Annotated in this window: 12 protein-coding genes; all 12 read right to left on the bottom strand. The window is 59.7% G+C overall.

The features are described 5' to 3' along the window. Positions 1-179 precede the first annotated feature (179 nt). The 12 genes from azu to rnr all read right to left on the bottom strand — a co-directional run bounded on the left by azu (position 180) and on the right by rnr (position 17,627). On the bottom strand, positions 180-626 hold the full coding sequence (gene azu, locus MME58_RS02605) for an azurin (RefSeq protein ID WP_054986047.1): 447 nt from the start codon (positions 624-626) through the stop codon (positions 180-182). A 153-nt stretch (positions 627-779) separates the two neighbouring features. Then, positions 780-1,673 carry a transglutaminase family protein gene (locus MME58_RS02600; protein WP_054986048.1) on the bottom strand — a complete coding sequence of 298 codons (894 nt, stop codon included), beginning with the start codon at positions 1,671-1,673 and terminating at the stop codon, positions 780-782. Then, complete coding sequence (locus MME58_RS02595) at positions 1,673-4,168, bottom strand: circularly permuted type 2 ATP-grasp protein (protein WP_055005468.1); 2,496 nt, start codon at positions 4,166-4,168, stop codon at positions 1,673-1,675. Before MME58_RS02595 ends, MME58_RS02600 begins: the two co-directional genes overlap by 1 nt. Positions 4,169-4,257: 89 nt before the next feature. Next, the gene (locus tag MME58_RS02590) at positions 4,258-7,536 is read right to left on the bottom strand and encodes a transglutaminase family protein (RefSeq protein ID WP_054986050.1); all 3,279 of its coding nucleotides are present in this window, start codon (positions 7,534-7,536) and stop codon (positions 4,258-4,260) included. 446 nt (positions 7,537-7,982) lie between these two features. Further along, on the bottom strand, positions 7,983-10,292 hold the full coding sequence (locus tag MME58_RS02585; RefSeq protein ID WP_055005467.1) for a YgiQ family radical SAM protein: 2,310 nt from the start codon (positions 10,290-10,292) through the stop codon (positions 7,983-7,985). Between the two features lie 107 nt (positions 10,293-10,399). Continuing rightward, complete coding sequence (gene dnaB, locus MME58_RS02580) at positions 10,400-11,794, bottom strand: replicative DNA helicase (protein WP_002551832.1); 1,395 nt, start codon at positions 11,792-11,794, stop codon at positions 10,400-10,402. 123 nt (positions 11,795-11,917) lie between these two features. After that, positions 11,918-12,364 (bottom strand): 50S ribosomal protein L9, encoded by a 447-nt coding sequence (rplI, locus tag MME58_RS02575; RefSeq protein WP_003317208.1) that lies wholly within the window; start codon positions 12,362-12,364, stop codon positions 11,918-11,920. Positions 12,365-12,383: 19 nt separating this feature from the next. Continuing rightward, on the bottom strand, positions 12,384-13,280 hold the full coding sequence (locus MME58_RS02570) for a YybS family protein (RefSeq protein ID WP_054986052.1): 897 nt from the start codon (positions 13,278-13,280) through the stop codon (positions 12,384-12,386). 39 nt (positions 13,281-13,319) lie between these two features. After that, entirely contained in the window at positions 13,320-13,550 is a 231-nt protein-coding gene (gene rpsR / locus MME58_RS02565) for a 30S ribosomal protein S18 (protein WP_002551829.1), read from the bottom strand. Between the two features lie 28 nt (positions 13,551-13,578). Then, positions 13,579-14,022 (bottom strand): 30S ribosomal protein S6, encoded by a 444-nt coding sequence (gene rpsF / locus MME58_RS02560; RefSeq protein ID WP_055005466.1) that lies wholly within the window; start codon positions 14,020-14,022, stop codon positions 13,579-13,581. A 213-nt stretch (positions 14,023-14,235) separates the two neighbouring features. Further along, a complete protein-coding gene (gene rlmB / locus MME58_RS02555) occupies positions 14,236-14,997 on the bottom strand; it encodes a 23S rRNA (guanosine(2251)-2'-O)-methyltransferase RlmB (RefSeq protein ID WP_003317206.1) in 762 nt (253 codons plus the stop codon). Further along, the gene (gene rnr / locus MME58_RS02550) at positions 14,994-17,627 is read right to left on the bottom strand and encodes a ribonuclease R (protein ID WP_054986053.1); all 2,634 of its coding nucleotides are present in this window, start codon (positions 17,625-17,627) and stop codon (positions 14,994-14,996) included. The genes rlmB and rnr overlap by 4 nt, the downstream gene beginning before the upstream one ends. Positions 17,628-17,838: the final 211 nt, after the last annotated feature.

Here is a 17,838-nt window from a genome sequence, read left to right as displayed (position 1 = left end):
TTGTGCCCATGCTCCGCGTGGGTACGCCCTTCTGGGCGCTCTGCGTCCGATCCTGAATGTGCGACGCGGCGCAGATCTGTGACGCAGAGCGTTACCCAAGGCATTCCCACGCTGGAGCGTGAGGAACGATAATCTCAACTATCGGGCGACGCTCCTCACACTGCTCAAGGGACCTGTCGTTACTTGAGGGTCACAGCGCCTTTCATCATGCTGATATGGCCGGGGAAGGTGCAGAAGAACTGGTATTCCTGTGCAGGGTCCAGTTTCGACACATCAAACGTCACCGCGTCCTTCTCGCCAGCGCCGATGATTTTAGTGTGGGCAATGACGCGAGTGTCGTCCGGCTTCAAATAATCCTTGTCGATACCCGCTGCCATGCCGTCAGTGACGATTGACTGGGTATCAGACTTCTTGCTCAGTACCCAGTTATGGCCCATGACATTCTTGGGCAGGCTGCCGGAGTGAGCCAGGTTGACAGTGAATTCCTTGCAGCTTTTGTCGATCTCAATGGCTTTGGTGTCGTACATCATTTGATCGGTCGAATCGACGGTAGCCGAGCACTCGGCGGCCAGCAACTGACCACTGGCCAACGACAACAGCGAAATCGCTACAAGCTTGCGAATCATTTGAATCTCCAGGGCAGAAACTTGATTAACGTAAAAACTGACGTAGAAGAGAGTGCCCGATCGGGGCCGGGGTTCCAAGGACGTGCGTCAAATGGCCTCTCGGACGCTTACGACAAAGCGCCCTCTTGAAGAACGATTCACCCCGACAGGTAATTAGCCGCTGACCGGCATCACCGTCACCCTAACGTCCGGATCATGCGCACCACCGCCCAGAATCACACCACGCAAAGGCGACACGTCGGAGAAGTCACGCCCCCAGGCCAGGCTGACGTGCTCCAGAGCAGGCTGCACATTGTTGGTCGGGTCGAAATCGACCCAGCCAGAGGCCGGACAGAACACCGATACCCAAGCATGCGAGGCATCGGCACCGATCAGTCGGGGCTGGCCGGGAGGTGGCTGGGTCAGCAGATAGCCACTTACGTAGCGCGCCGCGAGGCCGCGAGAGCGCAGGCACGCCAGCATCAAATGAGCAAAGTCCTGACAGACACCCCGGCGCCGTTCCAGCACTTCCACCAGCGGCGTGGCAACCTGAGTCGCTTCGTCATCAAAGGTGAATTCGTCAAAAATCTTTTCCATCAGCGCCTGCACACACAACAACAAAGGGCGTCCCGGTGGGAAACATTGCTGTGAGAACTCAACGAACGAGCGCTTCAAATGCACGTAGGGGGATTCGAAGCGATAGCGGCAGGCTTCCAGAATATCTTCGGTCATCGGTTTGGCGCTGTAGGTCAGCGCACTGCGAGTCACCTCCCACTCCGGCGACAGATTGAAATCCAGAAACGGCCGCTCCAGTACTTCGACACGCAACCGTGCATTGACCTGCAACTCGTCGTGCGGGCGCTCGAACGCCAGTCGGGTCAGCGGGTTGCCGAACACATCCAGCTCATCACGGCGCGTAGTGGGTTCCGGAAAAATCTCCAGTGCCTGCTCGGTGCAACGCTGCCACGGGCTGCTGCGCGGCCACAGGTGCGCCAGTTGCTGGGCCAGCGAGACCGGGCTGTCGTACTTGTAATGCGTGTCATGAAAAATCTGGTAGAAGGCGCTCATCAGACAGATACCGTACGTTGGCTGACGTCATCGACGTGGGCAAAATGGCGCAGCGCCAAGCGATCGGATGCCTGGCCACTGCTGTCGCCAATGCTCTGCAGCAGATCGGCCAGCCCGTCGAGGACCGCGTCGATACTGCTCTGGCCGAACAGCGGGTTCTCCAGACTGCCCAGATCGAATGCGGCAAGGCGCTGAGCCAGCACCGCCAGGCTGCTGTCGCGCGGCGCATCGAACTCGTCGTTCAGGCGGCGCAGCGAGCGTTGCACCAGCTTGAGCTGAAACAACACCGCATGCGGGTTTTGCTCGTCGAGCAGCAACAGGTCCAGCACTGGAATCAAGTGCGGCACCGCCATGTACCGCGAACGATAGGTGATGCTGCTGTTGCCCAGCTCCAGCAACCACTCCAGCCCGGCCTTTTCCGAGACGGCCGAGCCGCGCAGAAACGCCGCCAGGCTGGTGCTGAGAAACTTCAGTCGTTCGATACGCCGACCGACCATCAGGAAGCTCCAGCCTTCGTCGCGGGTCATGTCGTCCAGTGCAAAACCGGAAAGCGCTGCCAAGGACATCACCAGACGGTTAAGGAAATCCAGCAGTTCGCCAAAATCCGGCTCTTCGGTTTCCAGACTCAAAGCCTCGCGCTGCAATTCGACCAGCGCCTGCCAGTTCTCTCTCGACAACTTGCCGCGTACCTGTGAGGCCGCCCACTGCAAACGCTGCAGGTTGGCGCGCAGGCTGAACGGCCACTCGTCTCCCAGCAACGCGACCAGCAGGCGATCCTTCAACTCTTCGCCCTCCTGCGCCTCAGGCAGCATGCCCAGGCTCTCGGCCAGGGCGACGGCTGCCTGCAACGCGAGGGGATCGTCATCATCGACGTAGCGCGTCAACATAATGCGCAGCAACCGTGCACTGTCATCGCAACGTTCGCAGTAACGCCCGAACCAGAACAGGTTCTCCACCACCCGCGACGGCAGATAAGGATCACGACGAATCAGATCGTAAACGCCCAGCGTGCGCTGCCCCTTCCAGGGCTCGCCGAGGTGCGAGCGCTCGCCCAGCACCCAGGTGTCCTTGCTCGCCCCGCCGCGCTGCATCGAGACTACGTCGGCATCGGCCTCGGCGGCCACTCGGGTCAGACCGCCCGGCAGCACGCGATAACCGTCGAGGCTGGCCACTGCGTATACGCGCATGCCGATGGCCCGCGGCTGCAAACCTGCGCCATCGGCCTGCAACACCGGGGCATGGGACAACTGCGCCAGCTCCTGAGCGACGTAGGCATAGGGCCGCGACTGCATGCGCTGGGCAAGCGCGTCGCGTTGCGCCTCAGTCAAATCACGACCGAACACGGGAGCGAAGTGCTGCGAGGGGAACGCAGGTTTGATCAACAGATCAGGCAGTTTCTCCAGCGCCTGAGCGAGCACCGGCGGCTCTCCGCACCACCAGGTCGCAACCGATGGCAGGATCAGATCCTCACCGAACAGGTACTGGCTGATTTTCGGCAGGAAGCCAAGCAGCCCCGGAGACTCCAGAACACCACTGCCCAGCGCGTTGGCGACCAGTACATTGCCCCGGCGTACCGCCTCCAGCAGCCCCGGCACACCGAGCGCAGAATCGGTGCGCAATTCCAGAGGATCACAAAAGTCATCGTCCAGACGACGCATGATAGCGTGGACCCGACGCAGACCGCTGAGGGTTTTCAGGTAGACAGTGGCATCGCGCACGGTCAAATCGCCACCCTCGACCAGCGGGTAACCCAGTTGCCGCGCCAGGTACAAGTGCTCGAAGTAACTTTCGTTGAAGCGCCCCGGCGTCAGCAGGACCACCAGAGGTGCCTCGTTGCTGGTTGGCGCCTGACGGACGAGCGTCTGCTGCAAGGCGTCGAAGAAGCCCGACAGATGCCGGACTTGCAGGTCGCGATAGGTTTCAGGCAGCGCTCGCGCAACGCTTTGGCGGTTTTCCAGCGCATAACCGGCTCCCGAAGGCGCCTGAGTACGGTCAGCCGTGACCCACCAGCGTCCGTCCGGGGTACGCGCCAGATCGACGGCGTACATGTGCAGGAACGTCCCTTCAGGGGGCTTTACACCCTGACACGGCCAGAGAAAGTTGTTATGGCCAAATACCAGCTCGGCAGGCAACAAACCGTTGGCGATCAGCGTCTGCGGGCCGTAAAGGTCCGTAAGCACCGCATTGAGCAGTCGTGCACGCTGGGCAATCCCTGCCGCTACGTGTTGCCACTCATCCGCAGCGATGATGTGCGGCAACAGGTCCAGCTCCCATGGGCGATCAGCGCCCTTGGGGTCGGCATAAACGTTGTAGGTGACACCGTTTTCCTGAATCTGCCGGGTCAGCAAGGCCTGGCGCTGGATCAGTTGCGCAGCAGTGCTGCGCTGCATGTGCTCGTACAGGCGGCGCCAGTGCGGGCGAACAGCGCCATCGGCGTCGAGCATTTCGTGGTAAGTACCCTCGGACAGCGGGTAATGGTCAAGCAGGTCGGGCATGGAAGGCTCGGCAGGCAACGTAAGGACTTCAGATTAGTGCAGTCAGATGTCACGTCCGTGTGCATCTGACGCACAGAGCCACTGTTTTTCTAATGCAGACGCATATCCAGCGTCATCGGCAGCTCGTCGTTAATGTTGAGCGCCGGAACATCGAGTTTGCCGGGTGTGTGACCGATGCGGAAGAAACGTGACAGGCGACGGCTTTCCGCTTCGTTGGCGTTGACCGGCAAGGTTTCATAATTGCGGCCGCCCGGGTGGGCGACATGATACTCGCAGCCGCCCAGCGAGCGGTGCATCCAGGTGTCGAGCAAATCGAAAACCAGCGGCGCATGCACGCCGATGGTCGGTTGCAGGCAATTGGCCGGTTGCCATGCTCGATAACGCACTCCCGCAACGAACTCGCCGACCCGCCCGGTTGGCTGCAAAGGCACCGCGACACCGTTGCAGGTCAATACGTAACGCTGCGGTGGCAGCCCGGTGAGATGCACCTGCAAACGCTCCAGCGACGAATCGACATACCGCACGGCACCGCCAGCCGAGCCCTCTTCGCCCAACACATGCCAGGGCTCCAGGGCCTGACGCAGTTCCAGTTCGATACCGTTTACGGCGTAATCCCCTACTTTCGGGAAGCGGAACTCCAGGTGCGCGGAAAACCAGTCGGCCTGCACCGGATAGCCTGCCGCATTGAGGTCGGCAACCACGTCGGCAAAGTCCTGCTCGATGAAGTGCGGCAGCATGAATCGGTCGTGTAATTGTGTGCCCCAGCGCGCCAGTTTGGCCGGTGCATAAGGCTCACGCCAGAAGCGCGCCACCAGCGCTCGCAGCAACAACTGCTGCGCCAGGCTCATGCGGGCATGCGGCGGCATCTCGAAGGCACGCAGTTCCAGCAGCCCCAGACGCCCAGTCGCGCCATCGGGCGAGTACAGCTTGTCGATGCAGAACTCGGCACGGTGAGTATTGCCGGTCACGTCGATCAGCAGGTTACGCAACAGACGGTCCACCACCCACGGCGCAACCTCCTCGCCTGGCTCCGGCATCTGCGCAAAAGCGATTTCCATTTCGTAAAGCGAATCGTTGCGCGCTTCATCAACGCGGGGTGCCTGCGAGGTCGGACCGATGAACAGGCCGGAAAACAGGTACGACAGCGATGGATGGTTGTGCCAATAGCTGATCAGGCTGCGCAACAGGTCCGGACGACGCAAAAACGGCGAATCCGCCGGTGTCGCACCGCCCAGCACAAAATGGTTACCGCCACCGGTGCCGGTGTGACGCCCGTCGATCATGAACTTCTCGGTAGTCAGGCGCGTGAGACGCGCCTGTTCATAAAGAAACTCGGTGCGCTCAACCAGCTCGTCCCAACTGGCGGAGGGTTGCACATTGACCTCGATCACGCCCGGATCAGGCGTGATGCGGAAGTTGCACAGACGCGGATCGCTCGGCGGCTCGTAGCCTTCCAGCAGAACCGGGCATTGCAGCTCTTCGGCAGTCGCTTCGATCACAGCCACCAACTCAAGGTATTCCTCAAGCTTCTGCAAAGGCGGCATGAACAGGTACAGCCGACCTTCGCGTGCTTCCGCACACAACGCTGTGCGGGTCAGCCAGTCGGCCGACTCATCGATCTTCGGTGAGCGCTCTGCATCCTTTTCTGTGGACTTGAGCGCCGAGGTCAGCGAGTCGCTGTCGGCCAGTTCGGGGAAGTCCTGGTTATGGTCGGTCGGATGAATGAACGGGTATTCCGCCGCCTTGACCCAAGGCTGCGACGCCAGCGGCAATCGATAGCCCAGCGCAGAATCCCCCGGCACCAGACGGCAATGCTCGTCACGCAGGTACCAGCGGCCACTCTGCCAGCTGTCACCGTCCGCGTTGCGAGCCAGCGGCAGGACCTGACCGATCATCTTGTCCAGCCCTTGGGCAAAGACCTTGCGCAGACGCGCACGCTCGAGCTCGTCGCCCAGTCGAGAGTCTTCGGCCGTGACGTTGACCGGCAATGCGCCTTCACGCCACAGGTAATAGAAGTTGTCTTCGTAGGCCGGAAAAACGAAACGGGCCGGCAGTTTCAGGCGCTCGGCAACGCTGGCCAGAAAACGCCCGGCCAGCTCGCCGGTAGCGCTATAGTCCCGTGTTTCATCGGCGATAAGCCCATTGTTGCGCCAGACCGGCTGGCCGTCCTTGCGCCAGAAGCAGTTCAGCGACCAGCGCGGCAACTGCTCGCCCGGATACCACTTGCCCTGGCCGAAATGCACAATCCCCAGCGGCGCGTAATGGGCACGCATGCGCTGAAACAGCTCGGCAGAGAGCTCGCGCTTGCGAGGCCCCAGCGCGGCCGTATTCCACTCGGGACCGTCACGGTCATCAATGGACACAAATGTCGGCTCGCCGCCCATGGTCAGGCGCACATCGTCACGCAACAGATCGGCGTCGATCTGCCGTCCAAGAGACTGAATGCTCTGCCATTGCTCTTCGGTGTAGGGCTTGGTGACACGCGGAGCCTCCCAGATGCGCTCGACCGACATTTCATGGCTGAAATCGGTTTCGCACGGCTCGACCAGGCCGCTGATCGGCGCTGCGGATGACGGCTCCGGGCTGCACGCCAGCGGGATATGCCCTTCACCTGCGAACAGGCCGGAAGTCGCATCCAGCCCGACCCAGCCTGCGCCCGGCAGATAGACCTCACACCAGGCGTGCAGGTCGGTAAAGTCGACGTCAGTGCCCGATGGCCCGTCCAGCGCCTCGACGTCAGCCTTGAGCTGGATGAGATAGCCGGATACGAATCGCGCCGCCATGCCCAGATGGCGCAACAGCTGCACCAGCAGCCACGCCGAGTCTCGGCACGAGCCCGAGGCGTTCTCCAGGGTGAACTCGGGGGTCTGCACCCCCGGCTCCATGCGGATCAGGTAAGCGACGTCCTGACTCAGGCGCTGATTGAGGCCCACCAGAAAGTCGATAGCGGGGATCGGCTCGCGACTGATGCTGTTCAAATACGCCTGAAATCTGGGCGTCAGCGGCAGTTTTTCCAAATACGGTGCCAACTCGCGCTGCTCTTCGCTGGCATAGGTAAACGGGATGTTCTCGGCGTACGGCTCCAGGAAAAAGTCGAATGGGTTGAACACCGCCATCTCGGCGACCAGGTCGACCTCGACGCGAAACTCGCTGGTCTTTTCCGGAAAGACCAGACGCGCCAGATAATTGCCTTGAGGATCCTGCTGCCAGTTGATGAAGTGGTTTTCGGGCAGGACTTTCAGCGCGTACGACAGCACGCGTGTGCGGCTGTGGGCGGCCGGGCGCAGGCGTACGATCTGAGGACCCAGTTCGACATCGCGTTCGTAGCGATAATGCGTGACATGGTGCAAGGCAATATGAATCGACACGGCGTGCCTCCTGCGAGCCTGAACGGTAATTGAGCCGCGCAAGACTTATGCCATCCGGTCAAAGTCATGCGCCAACGACATTGGCCTTGCACGCCCCGCAAGGCGCAGCACCAAAATCGTGCCAGCCTGAGCTGACGGTGCAAGGGTTGCACGTTAATAAGGCAGACAGTGTGGCAGAGGGATCGAATGGGGGGTGAAGAATTGTGAGCGCCGTGGCTACGTGGCATTGATAGACAGAGCTGCATGGCGCAAGTGGTGTGACGCGGAGCGTCAAGAACGGCATCCCCACGCTGGAGCGTGAGGAACGATAACCTCAACTATCGTGGCCGTCCGGGAGCGTGAGGGACGATCATCCACTGACTATCGTGCCCACGCTCCGCGTGGGCATGCCGCTCTGGACGCTCTGCGTCGCCTCTCTACAAGCAGGCGGCGCTATGCGCCGAGCGTTAGCGTGGCACCACTGGCTTGCGCTTTGGCGGTTTGGTGCCCTTGCCTTTGGCTGCATCCATGCGCTCCTTGGCGGCCTGCTTGTTGCGCGCCATTGCGGCAGCCTTGGCCTCTTCGCGCTTGTCCCAGGGCTTGCTGCCATCACTGCCACGTGGCGGCAGGCCGGTGTGCTGGGTCTGGATCAACGTGGTCTTGGCGTTTTTCGCAACCTTGTGGCTGCCCGCTGGCGTCGAGTTCTTGCGGCGCGCGCTTTGATAGCTGTCGGTCGCCGGCTGATGCAACGGGATCAGTTGATCCTTGCCCGACCCGATCAGATCGGCACGGCCCATACGCTCCAGTGCCTCGCGCAGCATCGGCCAGCCTTTCGGATCGTGATAACGCAGGAATGCCTTGTGCAAACGACGCTGCGCTTCGCTCTTCACGATGGTGACCCCGTCGCTCTTGTAGGTAACCTTGCGTAACGGGTTCTTGCCCGAATGGTACATGGCCGTGGCAGTGGCCATCGGCGACGGGTAGAAGGCCTGCACCTGATCCGCGCGGAAACCGTTGCCCTTGAGCCACAATGCCAGGTTCATCATGTCTTCATCGGTAGTACCCGGATGGGCGGCGATGAAGTAGGGAATCAGGTATTGCTCCTTGCCTGCTTCCTTGGTGTACTTCTCGAACATGCGCTTGAACTTGTCATAGCTGCCAATGCCCGGCTTCATCATCTGGTTGAGCGGACCTTCCTCGGTGTGTTCCGGGGCAATCTTCAGGTAACCACCCACATGGTGCGTGACCAGTTCCTTGACGTATTCCGGCGACTCGACAGCAAGGTCGTAGCGCAGGCCGGAGGCGATCAGGATTTTCTTCACGCCCGGCAATGCACGGGCGCTGCGATACAGCTGGATCAGCGACGAGTGATCGGTATTCAGGTTCGGACAGATGCCCGGGAATACGCAAGACGGCTTGCGGCAGGCAGACTCGATCTCCGGGCTTTTGCAGACGATGCGATACATGTTCGCGGTCGGCCCGCCCAGGTCGGAAATAACCCCGGTAAAGCCCGGCACCTTGTCGCGGATCTCTTCGATCTCGCGAATGATCGACTCTTCGGAGCGGTTCTGAATGATCCGCCCCTCATGCTCGGTGATCGAGCAGAAGGTGCAGCCACCAAAGCAGCCACGCATGATGTTTACCGAGAAACGAATCATGTCGTAGGCAGGGATCTTTTCCTTGCCGTACGCAGGATGCGGAACGCGCGCGTAAGGCATGCCAAACACGTAGTCCATTTCTTCAGTGGTCATCGGAATGGGCGGCGGGTTGAACCAGACGTCCACGTCGCCATGCTTCTGTACCAGTGCGCGAGCGTTGCCCGGGTTGGTTTCCAGGTGCAACACGCGGTTGGCGTGGGCGTATAGCACGGCGTCGTTACGAACCTTTTCCACCGATGGCAGGCGGATGACCGTCTTGTCACGAGTCATGCGCGGGCTGGCAAGAATCTGCACCACCTTGGCTTCGTTGGGGTCCTCGACGTTGCCTTTTTCCTGCTCGATGGCGCAGGCCTGCGTGTCCTGGGTATTGACGTACGGGTTGATGATCTTGTCGACCTTGCCCGGACGGTCAATGCGCGTGGAATCGACTTCGTACCAGCCCTGCGGTGTGTCGCGACGAATGAACGCGGTGCCACGTACATCGGTGATGTCTTCGATCTTGTGACCATAGGACAGACGCTGGGCGACTTCGACAATCGCACGCTCGGCGTTGCCGTACAGCAGAATGTCGGCGCAAGCGTCGATCAGGATCGAGTTGCGAACCTTGTCCTGCCAGTAGTCATAGTGCGCAATACGGCGCAGCGAAGCCTCGATGCCGCCGAGCACGATAGGCACGTGCTTGTAAGCTTCCTTGCAACGCTGGCTATAGACCAGACTGGCGCGATCCGGGCGTTTGCCAGCCATGCCGCCAGGGGTATAGGCGTCATCGGAGCGAATTTTCTTGTCTGCGGTGTAGCGGTTGATCATCGAATCCATGTTGCCGGCAGCGACACCGAAGAACAGGTTCGGCTCGCCGAGCTTCATGAAGTCGTCTTTGGACTGCCAGTTGGGCTGCGCAATGATCCCGACGCGAAAGCCCTGGGACTCGAGCAGACGACCGATGATCGCCATGCCGAAAGACGGGTGATCCACGTACGCATCACCGGTAACAATGATGATGTCGCAAGAATCCCAGCCAAGCAGATCCATCTCTTCCCGGCTCATGGGCAGGAAAGGTGCCGGTCCGAAACATTCGGCCCAGTACTTGGGATAGTCAAATAACGGCTTGGCTGCTTGCATGTTCAGGACCTACGTTTGCACGTTGGAAAAATCGCGGGCGCGGAATATAGCACATTTTTTGATCAAGTCCGACGGCGGTGGTCGGATTTGACATACCTGGGCGGGGATCAATCGTCGTCGAAGTTGTAACTGCCCGGTGCCAGATTCTCGAAACGTGTGTATTTGCCGATGAATGCCAGGCGCGTGGTGCCGATGGGCCCGTTACGCTGCTTGCCGATGATGATCTCGGCTATACCCTTGTGCTCGGTTTCCGGGTGATACACCTCATCCCGGTAAACGAACATGATCACGTCGGCATCCTGCTCGATCGCTCCGGATTCCCGCAGGTCGGAGTTGATCGGACGCTTGTTCGGCCGCTGCTCCAGCGAGCGGTTGAGCTGCGACAGGGCAATGACCGGGCAATTGAACTCTTTGGCCAGCGCCTTGAGCGAGCGCGAAATCTCGGAAATCTCGTTGGTCCGGTTGTCACCGCTCGAACCGGGAATCTGCATCAACTGCAGGTAGTCGATCATGATCATGGCAATGTCGCCATGCTCACGCACGATCCGCCGCGTCCGCGCACGCATTTCGGACGGGCTGATACCGGCCGTGTCGTCGATGAACAGTTTGCGGTCATTGAGCAGATTGACCGCCGATGTCAGACGCGGCCAGTCATCGTCATCAAGCTGGCCGGCCCGCACCTTGGTCTGGTCGATGCGACCCAGCGAGGACAACATACGCATGATCAGCGATTCGCCTGGCATCTCCAGCGAGTAGACCAGAACCACCTTGTCACTGCGCAGCACTGCGTTTTCAACCAGGTTCATGGCGAAGGTGGTCTTGCCCATCGACGGACGTCCGGCAACGATGATCAGGTCGGCGGGCTGCATGCCGCTGGTTTTTTCATCGAGATCGGTATACCCGGTCGACAGACCGGTAATGGCGTTATCACTGTTGAACAGGGTATCGATACGGTCGATTGCCTTGGTCAGCAGATCGTTGACGCTGACCGGGCCGCCCGTTTTGGGGCGCGCTTCGGCGATCTGGAATATCTGCCGCTCAGCCTCGTCAAGAATTTCTTCTGCGGTCCGGCCTTCCGGGTTGAACGCACTGTCGGCGATTTCGGTACTGATGCCGATCAACTGCCGCAATGTGGCTCGCGCACGGACGATCTGCGCGTAGGCTTTGATGTTGGCGACAGAGGGCGTATTTTTCGCCAGCTCGCTGAGATAGCCCAGGCCACCCACTTGCGAGGTCTGCCCTTCCTTGTCCAGTTGCTCAGCCAGCGTCACTACGTCAATCGGGCTGTTCTGATCGGCCAGCCGGGCAATGGCGCGGAATATCAGGCGGTGGTCATGTCGATAGAAATCACCATCGGAAACTTGATCAAGCACCCGCTCCCAGGCGTTATTGTCCAGCATCAAGCCACCTAGTACGGCCTGCTCGGCCTCGATGGAATGCGGCGGCACCTTCAGGGCAGCGGTTTGCAGATCGTATTGTTCGGGGGTGGAAATATCGTTCATGGCCACTTCAATTCGAGGTTTGCAGAATGGGGATGGCACAAAGACAAAGGGCACGACCTGTGAACAGGATCGTGCCCGATGTTAATCCTCTGACGGCAATGCCGCCAGACGATTACGTATTGCTTAAGCAGCCACTACGACAACGCGTACCGTCGCTTCTACGTCGCTGTGCAGGTGCACGGCTACGTCGAATTCGCCAACGTTGCGGATAGTGCCGTTCGGCAGACGAACTTCGCTTTTTGCAACTTCAACGCCGGAGGCGGTCAGTGCATCAGCGATGTCGTGAGTACCGATCGAACCGAACAGCTTGCCTTCGTCACCAGCGGTGGCAGTGATAGTCACTTCCAGCTCAGCCAGTTGGGCAGCGCGAGTTTCGGCAGATGCTTTCTTGTCTGCAGCCAGTTTTTCCAGCTCGGCACGACGCTCTTCAAACGCAGCCACGTTGGCAGCGGTTGCAGCGGTTGCTTTGCCGTAAGGCAGCAGGTAGTTACGACCGTAACCGGCCTTAACGTTTACTTTGTCGCCCAGGTTGCCCAGGTTGGCGACTTTTTCCAGAAGGATCAGTTGCATGTGGAAATCCTCTTAACTTTTAACCTTCACCGTTCGCAGGGCCATTGCCGGGATCTTTCGAAATCCGGCGACCGCGAAAATCAATCAGGCTGTCGACAATGGCAATTACCACGAGCAACGGATAGATCAGTTGCATGAACACCAGCAGCGTGATGTACATCCCTACCAGCCAGAATCTGGACAGACGCTTTTCAGCGACCAGTCCGTGAATCAGGGCCAGGCCCGCAAAGACCAGCGGTACGCTGCACAGCGGTGTAAGCATTGCTATCTGCGGACCGAAATTCGGCCCCACCAGCATGCACACCACCAGCACCAACGCAGGCACCAGGGGAAGTTTCACGGCGCGAAATTCACGCCCGAAACCACCAGGGTTGTACAACATTGCTTGCCAGTACCGCCCCAGAATCAGGCATAGCACACTGACGATCTGCAGCACAGCCGCTATCAGGCCATTCAGGACGGGTGCAATCAGTGCTCCCAGACGCGCTCGCTCTTCTACGTTCAACTGCTCGTAGAGCCCGGCCAGCATTGTCGGCAGATGTTTCTGCAATTCCTGCGACATTGCTTCCAGAGGTTCGCGAAAAACCGTGCCCAGAATGACTGCATACACCACACCCAAAGCCACGCTGACCAGCAGCACACGGACCCAGGACTCGCTGGCACGCAAAACCATTGCCAAACCCAGCGAACCGGCCAGCACCATGGCTGTACGAGGTTCGCCGAAATACCACCAGACCAAAGCCGGCAGCAGAGCCCAGGACAGGACACCAACGGCATCACTGAACCCGCGTCGCAGGAGCACAAGGCACCCCGCGGCAGCACTTAACCAGAACAACAGCGGCAATGCCGCACATCCGGCCACTACAAGAGTGGCCTGCATACGGCCGCGCATGATGAATTCAGCCAGGGCACGCATGCTTTCTATCCTTTGTTACGTTTTGTCGACTACCTGGTCTCAGCGGCCGTGGCTGTCGGTGTAGGCCAGCAGGGCCAGGAAGCGGGCACGCTTGATAGCGGTGGCCAGCTGACGCTGATAACGTGCTTTTGTACCAGTGATACGGCTTGGAACGATTTTGCCGGTCTCGGATACGTAGGCTTTCAGAGTGTTGAGATCTTTGTAATCGATCTCTTTGACGTCTTCAGCGGTGAAGCGGCAGAATTTACGACGACGGAAGAAACGTGCCATGTAATTGGCTCCTCAAAAGGTCCGTGGATTACTCGTCAGCGTTATCGCTAACGTCGCTGTTGTCGCTGTTGTCGCTGTTGTCGCCGTCATCGCCATCGGCGCTGTCGGAGTGCTCAGGACGGTCACGACGCTCACGGCGCTCACTGCGGTTCTCTTCAGCCTTGAGCATCTCGGACTGGCCGGTTACGGCTTCGTCGCGACGGATGACCAGGTTACGGATCACAGCATCGTTGTAACGGAAGTTGTCTTCCAGCTCGGCCAGAGCCTTGCCAGTGCACTCAACGTTCAGCATCACGTAGTGAGCCTTGTGAACATTGTTGATTGCGTAAGCCAGTTGACGACGGCCCCAATCTTCCAGACGGTGGATTTTGCCGCCGTCTTCTTCGATCAGCTTGGTGTAACGCTCTACCATGCCGCCGACTTGCTCGCTTTGATCCGGGTGGACCAAAAAGATAATTTCGTAATGACGCATGAATGCTCCTTACGGGTTGTAGCCTGCCGCTCAGAAGCGGTCAGACAAGGAGTGAATGACACTGTTGGTCTTGCTCAGGGACAGGCACATGCGCGCCTGCCGTGACAGCAAGGGGCGCAATTGTAGAGAAGGGTCGAGGGAGGCGCAAGGCAATTGGTGAATTAATGAGCAGATCGCATGGCGCAACCTGCTCACTCTGGCCAGGCGCCGGAATCAGGCCTTTTTGCCGGCAGCCTTGACACTGCGCTGACGCAGCGCCTCAAACAGACACACGCCGGTCGCGACCGACACGTTCAGACTGCTGACACTGCCCGCCATCGGCAGGCGCACCAGATAATCACAATGCTCACGGGTCAGGCGGCGCATACCCTTGCCTTCCGCACCCATGATAATGATGGTCGGCCCGGTCAGATCCTGCTGGTACAGCTCGACTTCGGCCTCGCCCGCAGTACCCACCACCCACAACCCGCGCTGCTGGAGTTTTTCCAGCGTACGCGCCAGGTTAGTCACTGCCACAAGCGGAATGACCTCGGCGGCACCGCAGGCAACCTTTCGCACGGCTGGCGTCAAGGTTGCGGATTTGTCCTTGGGCACGATGACCGCCAGCGCACCTGCCGCATCAGCGGTACGCAGGCAAGCGCCGAGGTTGTGTGGATCGGTCACGCCGTCGAGCACCAGCAACAGCGGCGAGCCTTCGCTGCGGTCCAGCAGCTCGTCGAGCATTGCTTCGCCCCAGACCTGACTCGGGCTGACATCGGCAACCACACCCTGATGCACGCCTTCGACCCAGGCATCCATTTCACGGCGCTCTGCCTGACCGATGGTGACGCGATTTTCGGCTGCCAGTGCGACCAGGGTCTGGACACGAGGATCGTTACGACCCTCGGCCAGCCAGATATGCTTGACGCGCTTGGGGTGATGACGAAGTAACGCTTCTACAGCGTGAACGCCGTAGATCTTTTCCAGCTGACTCATGACTTGGCCTTGGATTTACGAGCGCCACTGCTTTTCGCAGCTGGCGCGGAGCCCGTTTTTGACGAGCCTTTGCGGTGTTTGCTGGCCGGTTTGCCCGATGAAGGCGCAGAGCCCGACCTGTCAGACTTTCCCGACGGCGCCTTGCTACCACCCTTCGCGTCTGCCAGAAGTGCTTTTTTCAGCTCGCGGCTTTTACGCACTTCTGCGTTTTTCGCCGCCGCATCGCTCGGCCGGTAGGCTTCGGTGCTGCTTTCCTTGGCAGAAGCGTTGCGACGACCGGACCTGGCCGGTGCCTTCTCTTTTTCAGCCGTGGCTGCCGCGGCAGGAGGCGCAGTGTCATGACCACGACGCTTGCGACCAACCGGCGTAGCAGCCGCTGAGGTTTCGGAAATCTCGAAATCGATCTTGCGCTCATCCAGGTCGACACGCATGACGCGCACTTCAACAGTGTCGCCGAGACGGAAGTTACGTCCGGTGCGCTCGCCGGCAAGGCGATGATGCAAGGGGTCGAAGTGGTAGTAATCGCCTGGCAGAGCCGTTACGTGGACGAGACCTTCGACATAGATATCGGTCAGCTCGACGAACAGGCCAAAGCCGGTTACAGCGGTGATCACACCCGGGAACGACTCACCGACGCGATCCTTCATGTACTCGCACTTGAGCCAGTTGACCACGTCACGCGTGGCTTCGTCGGCACGGCGCTCGCTCATCGAGCATTGTTCGCCCAACTGGTCGAGCAGCGCGTCGTCGTACGGGTAGATGCGCGCTTTCGGGATCGTCGCCGCACCGGCACGGCGAACGTGCGGCGTATCCTGCCTGGAGCGAATGACACTGCGAATCGCGCGATGGGTCAGCAGGTCTGGATAACGACGGATAGGCGACGTGAAGTGCGTGTACGCTTCGTAATTCAGACCGAAGTGGCCGTTGTTGTCCGAACTGTAGACAGCCTGACTCAACGAACGCAGCATCACGGTCTGGATGAGGTGGTAATCCGGGCGGTCACGAACGGTTTCCAGCAGCGCCTGATAATCCTTGGGCGTAGGACCTTCCTTGCCTTTGTGCAGGGTCAGACCCAGCTCACCGAGGAATGCGCGGAGTTTTTCCAGGCGCTCTGGCGGCGGACCGTCGTGGACGCGATACAGCGCAGGGATTTCGTGCTTTTTCAGAAATTGCGCGGTGGCCACGTTGGCAGCCAGCATGCATTCTTCGATCAGCTTGTGAGCATCGTTGCGGGTGGTAGGACGGATTTCGGCAATCTTGCGCTCGGAACCGAAGATGATCCGGGTTTCCTGAGTTTCGAAATCGATAGCACCGCGCACATGACGTGCGCCCAGCAACACCTTGTACATGGCGTAAAGCTGCTTGAGGTGCGGAACCACGTCGCCATACTCACCGCGAAGGCTTTTGGCTTCGGCGGTTTTCGGCTGCTCGAGGATCGTGCTGACCTTGTTGTAGGTCAGGCGAGCGTGGGAATGGATGATGCCTTCATAGAACACATAGTCAGTCATCTCGCCGGTCTTGGAGATGGTCATCTCGCACACCATGGCCAGACGATCGACATGCGGGTTCAGCGAGCAGAGGCCGTTGGACAACTGTTCAGGCAGCATGGGCACGACACGCTCGGGGAAGTACACCGAGTTGCCGCGCACCTGGGATTCTGCATCCAGCGCCGAACCGATTTTCACATAGCTCGATACGTCGGCAATCGCCACGTAGAGCTTCCAGCCGCCGGAGAACAAGCGCAGCTTGCCCGGTTTGGCTTCGCAGTAAACCGCATCGTCGAAGTCGCGAGCGTCTTCGCCATCGATAGTCACGAAAGGCAGGTGGCGCAGGTCTACGCGATTTTCCTTGTCCTTCTCTTCGACTTCCGGCTTGAGCTTCGCGGCCTCCTTGAGTACGGCCTCGGGCCACACGTGCGGAATGTCGTAGGTACGCAGCGCGACATCGATTTCCATGCCAGGCGCCATGTAGTTGCCGACCACTTCGACCACATCACCTTGAGGCTGGAAGCGCGGAGTTGGCCAGTGGGTGATTTTCACCTCGACGAACTGACCGATCTTCGCACTGTTGTTGCGACCCGGCGTCACCAACACTTCCTGCTGGATTTTCGGGTTATCCGGCACAACGAAGCCGATGCCGCTTTCTTCAAAGTAGCGACCCACGATGCTTTCGTGAGCTCGCGAGATCACTTCGACAATCACGCCTTCGCGACGGCCGCGGCGGTCAAGGCCGGAAACACGCGCCAGTGCGCGGTCACCGTCGAACACCAGACGCATCTGCGCCGGGCTCATGAACAGGTCGTCGGAGCCGTCATCGGGGACCAGAAAACCAAAACCGTCACGGTGGCCGGAGATACGGCCGAGGATCAGGTCCAGTTTGTCCACCGGCGCGTAAGTGCCGCGACGGGTGTAGATCAATTGGGCGTCGCGCTCCATCGCACGAAGGCGACGGCGCAGGGCCTCGAATTGATCTTCAGTGGTCAGGCCGAATTCTTCGACCAGTTGCTCGCGACTTGCCGGCGAACCGCGCTCGGCAAGGTGCTGCAAGATCAGCTCGCGGCTTGGAATGGGGTTTTCGTATTTTTCCGCTTCACGAGCGGCCTCGGGATCGAGGGACTGCCAATCGGCCATTAGATAGTTTTCACCTTGTATATATGGGGGTTAGTTTGGCATAGACCTCATGAAACGGGAAATTTCACGCTCAAACCGCTCGACAAAAAGCCTGCCAAACCGCGCTGAAGCACCCGAACCACGCCTTCCGCGATTTTTTTCGAGTTTTTTCACTGCCGGGCTTTACAGCCTAAAAAGCGCTCCGTATAGTGCGCGCCATCGACAGGTTGAT

The sequence above is a fragment of the Pseudomonas syringae pv. tagetis genome, from assembly GCF_022557255.1.
GTDB classification, from domain to species: domain Bacteria; phylum Pseudomonadota; class Gammaproteobacteria; order Pseudomonadales; family Pseudomonadaceae; genus Aquipseudomonas; species Aquipseudomonas caricapapayae.
Note: the sequence above shows the minus strand (reverse complement) of the source record. Positions and strands in the feature narration are given on the sequence as shown.

Coding starts and splice junctions, on each gene's coding strand:
- azu (WP_054986047.1), bottom strand. CDS start 626: ATGATTCGCAAGCTTGTAGCGATTTCGCTGTTGTCGTTGGCCAGTGGT.
- MME58_RS02600 (WP_054986048.1), bottom strand. CDS start 1,673: ATGAGCGCCTTCTACCAGATTTTTCATGACACGCATTACAAGTACGAC.
- MME58_RS02595 (WP_055005468.1), bottom strand. CDS start 4,168: ATGCCCGACCTGCTTGACCATTACCCGCTGTCCGAGGGTACTTACCAC.
- MME58_RS02585 (WP_055005467.1), bottom strand. CDS start 10,292: ATGCAAGCAGCCAAGCCGTTATTTGACTATCCCAAGTACTGGGCCGAA.
- dnaB (WP_002551832.1), bottom strand. CDS start 11,794: ATGAACGATATTTCCACCCCCGAACAATACGATCTGCAAACCGCTGCC.
- rplI (WP_003317208.1), bottom strand. CDS start 12,364: ATGCAACTGATCCTTCTGGAAAAAGTCGCCAACCTGGGCAACCTGGGC.
- MME58_RS02570 (WP_054986052.1), bottom strand. CDS start 13,280: ATGCGTGCCCTGGCTGAATTCATCATGCGCGGCCGTATGCAGGCCACT.
- rpsR (WP_002551829.1), bottom strand. CDS start 13,550: ATGGCACGTTTCTTCCGTCGTCGTAAATTCTGCCGCTTCACCGCTGAA.
- rpsF (WP_055005466.1), bottom strand. CDS start 14,022: ATGCGTCATTACGAAATTATCTTTTTGGTCCACCCGGATCAAAGCGAG.
- rlmB (WP_003317206.1), bottom strand. CDS start 14,997: ATGAGTCAGCTGGAAAAGATCTACGGCGTTCACGCTGTAGAAGCGTTA.
- rnr (WP_054986053.1), bottom strand. CDS start 17,627: ATGGCCGATTGGCAGTCCCTCGATCCCGAGGCCGCTCGTGAAGCGGAA.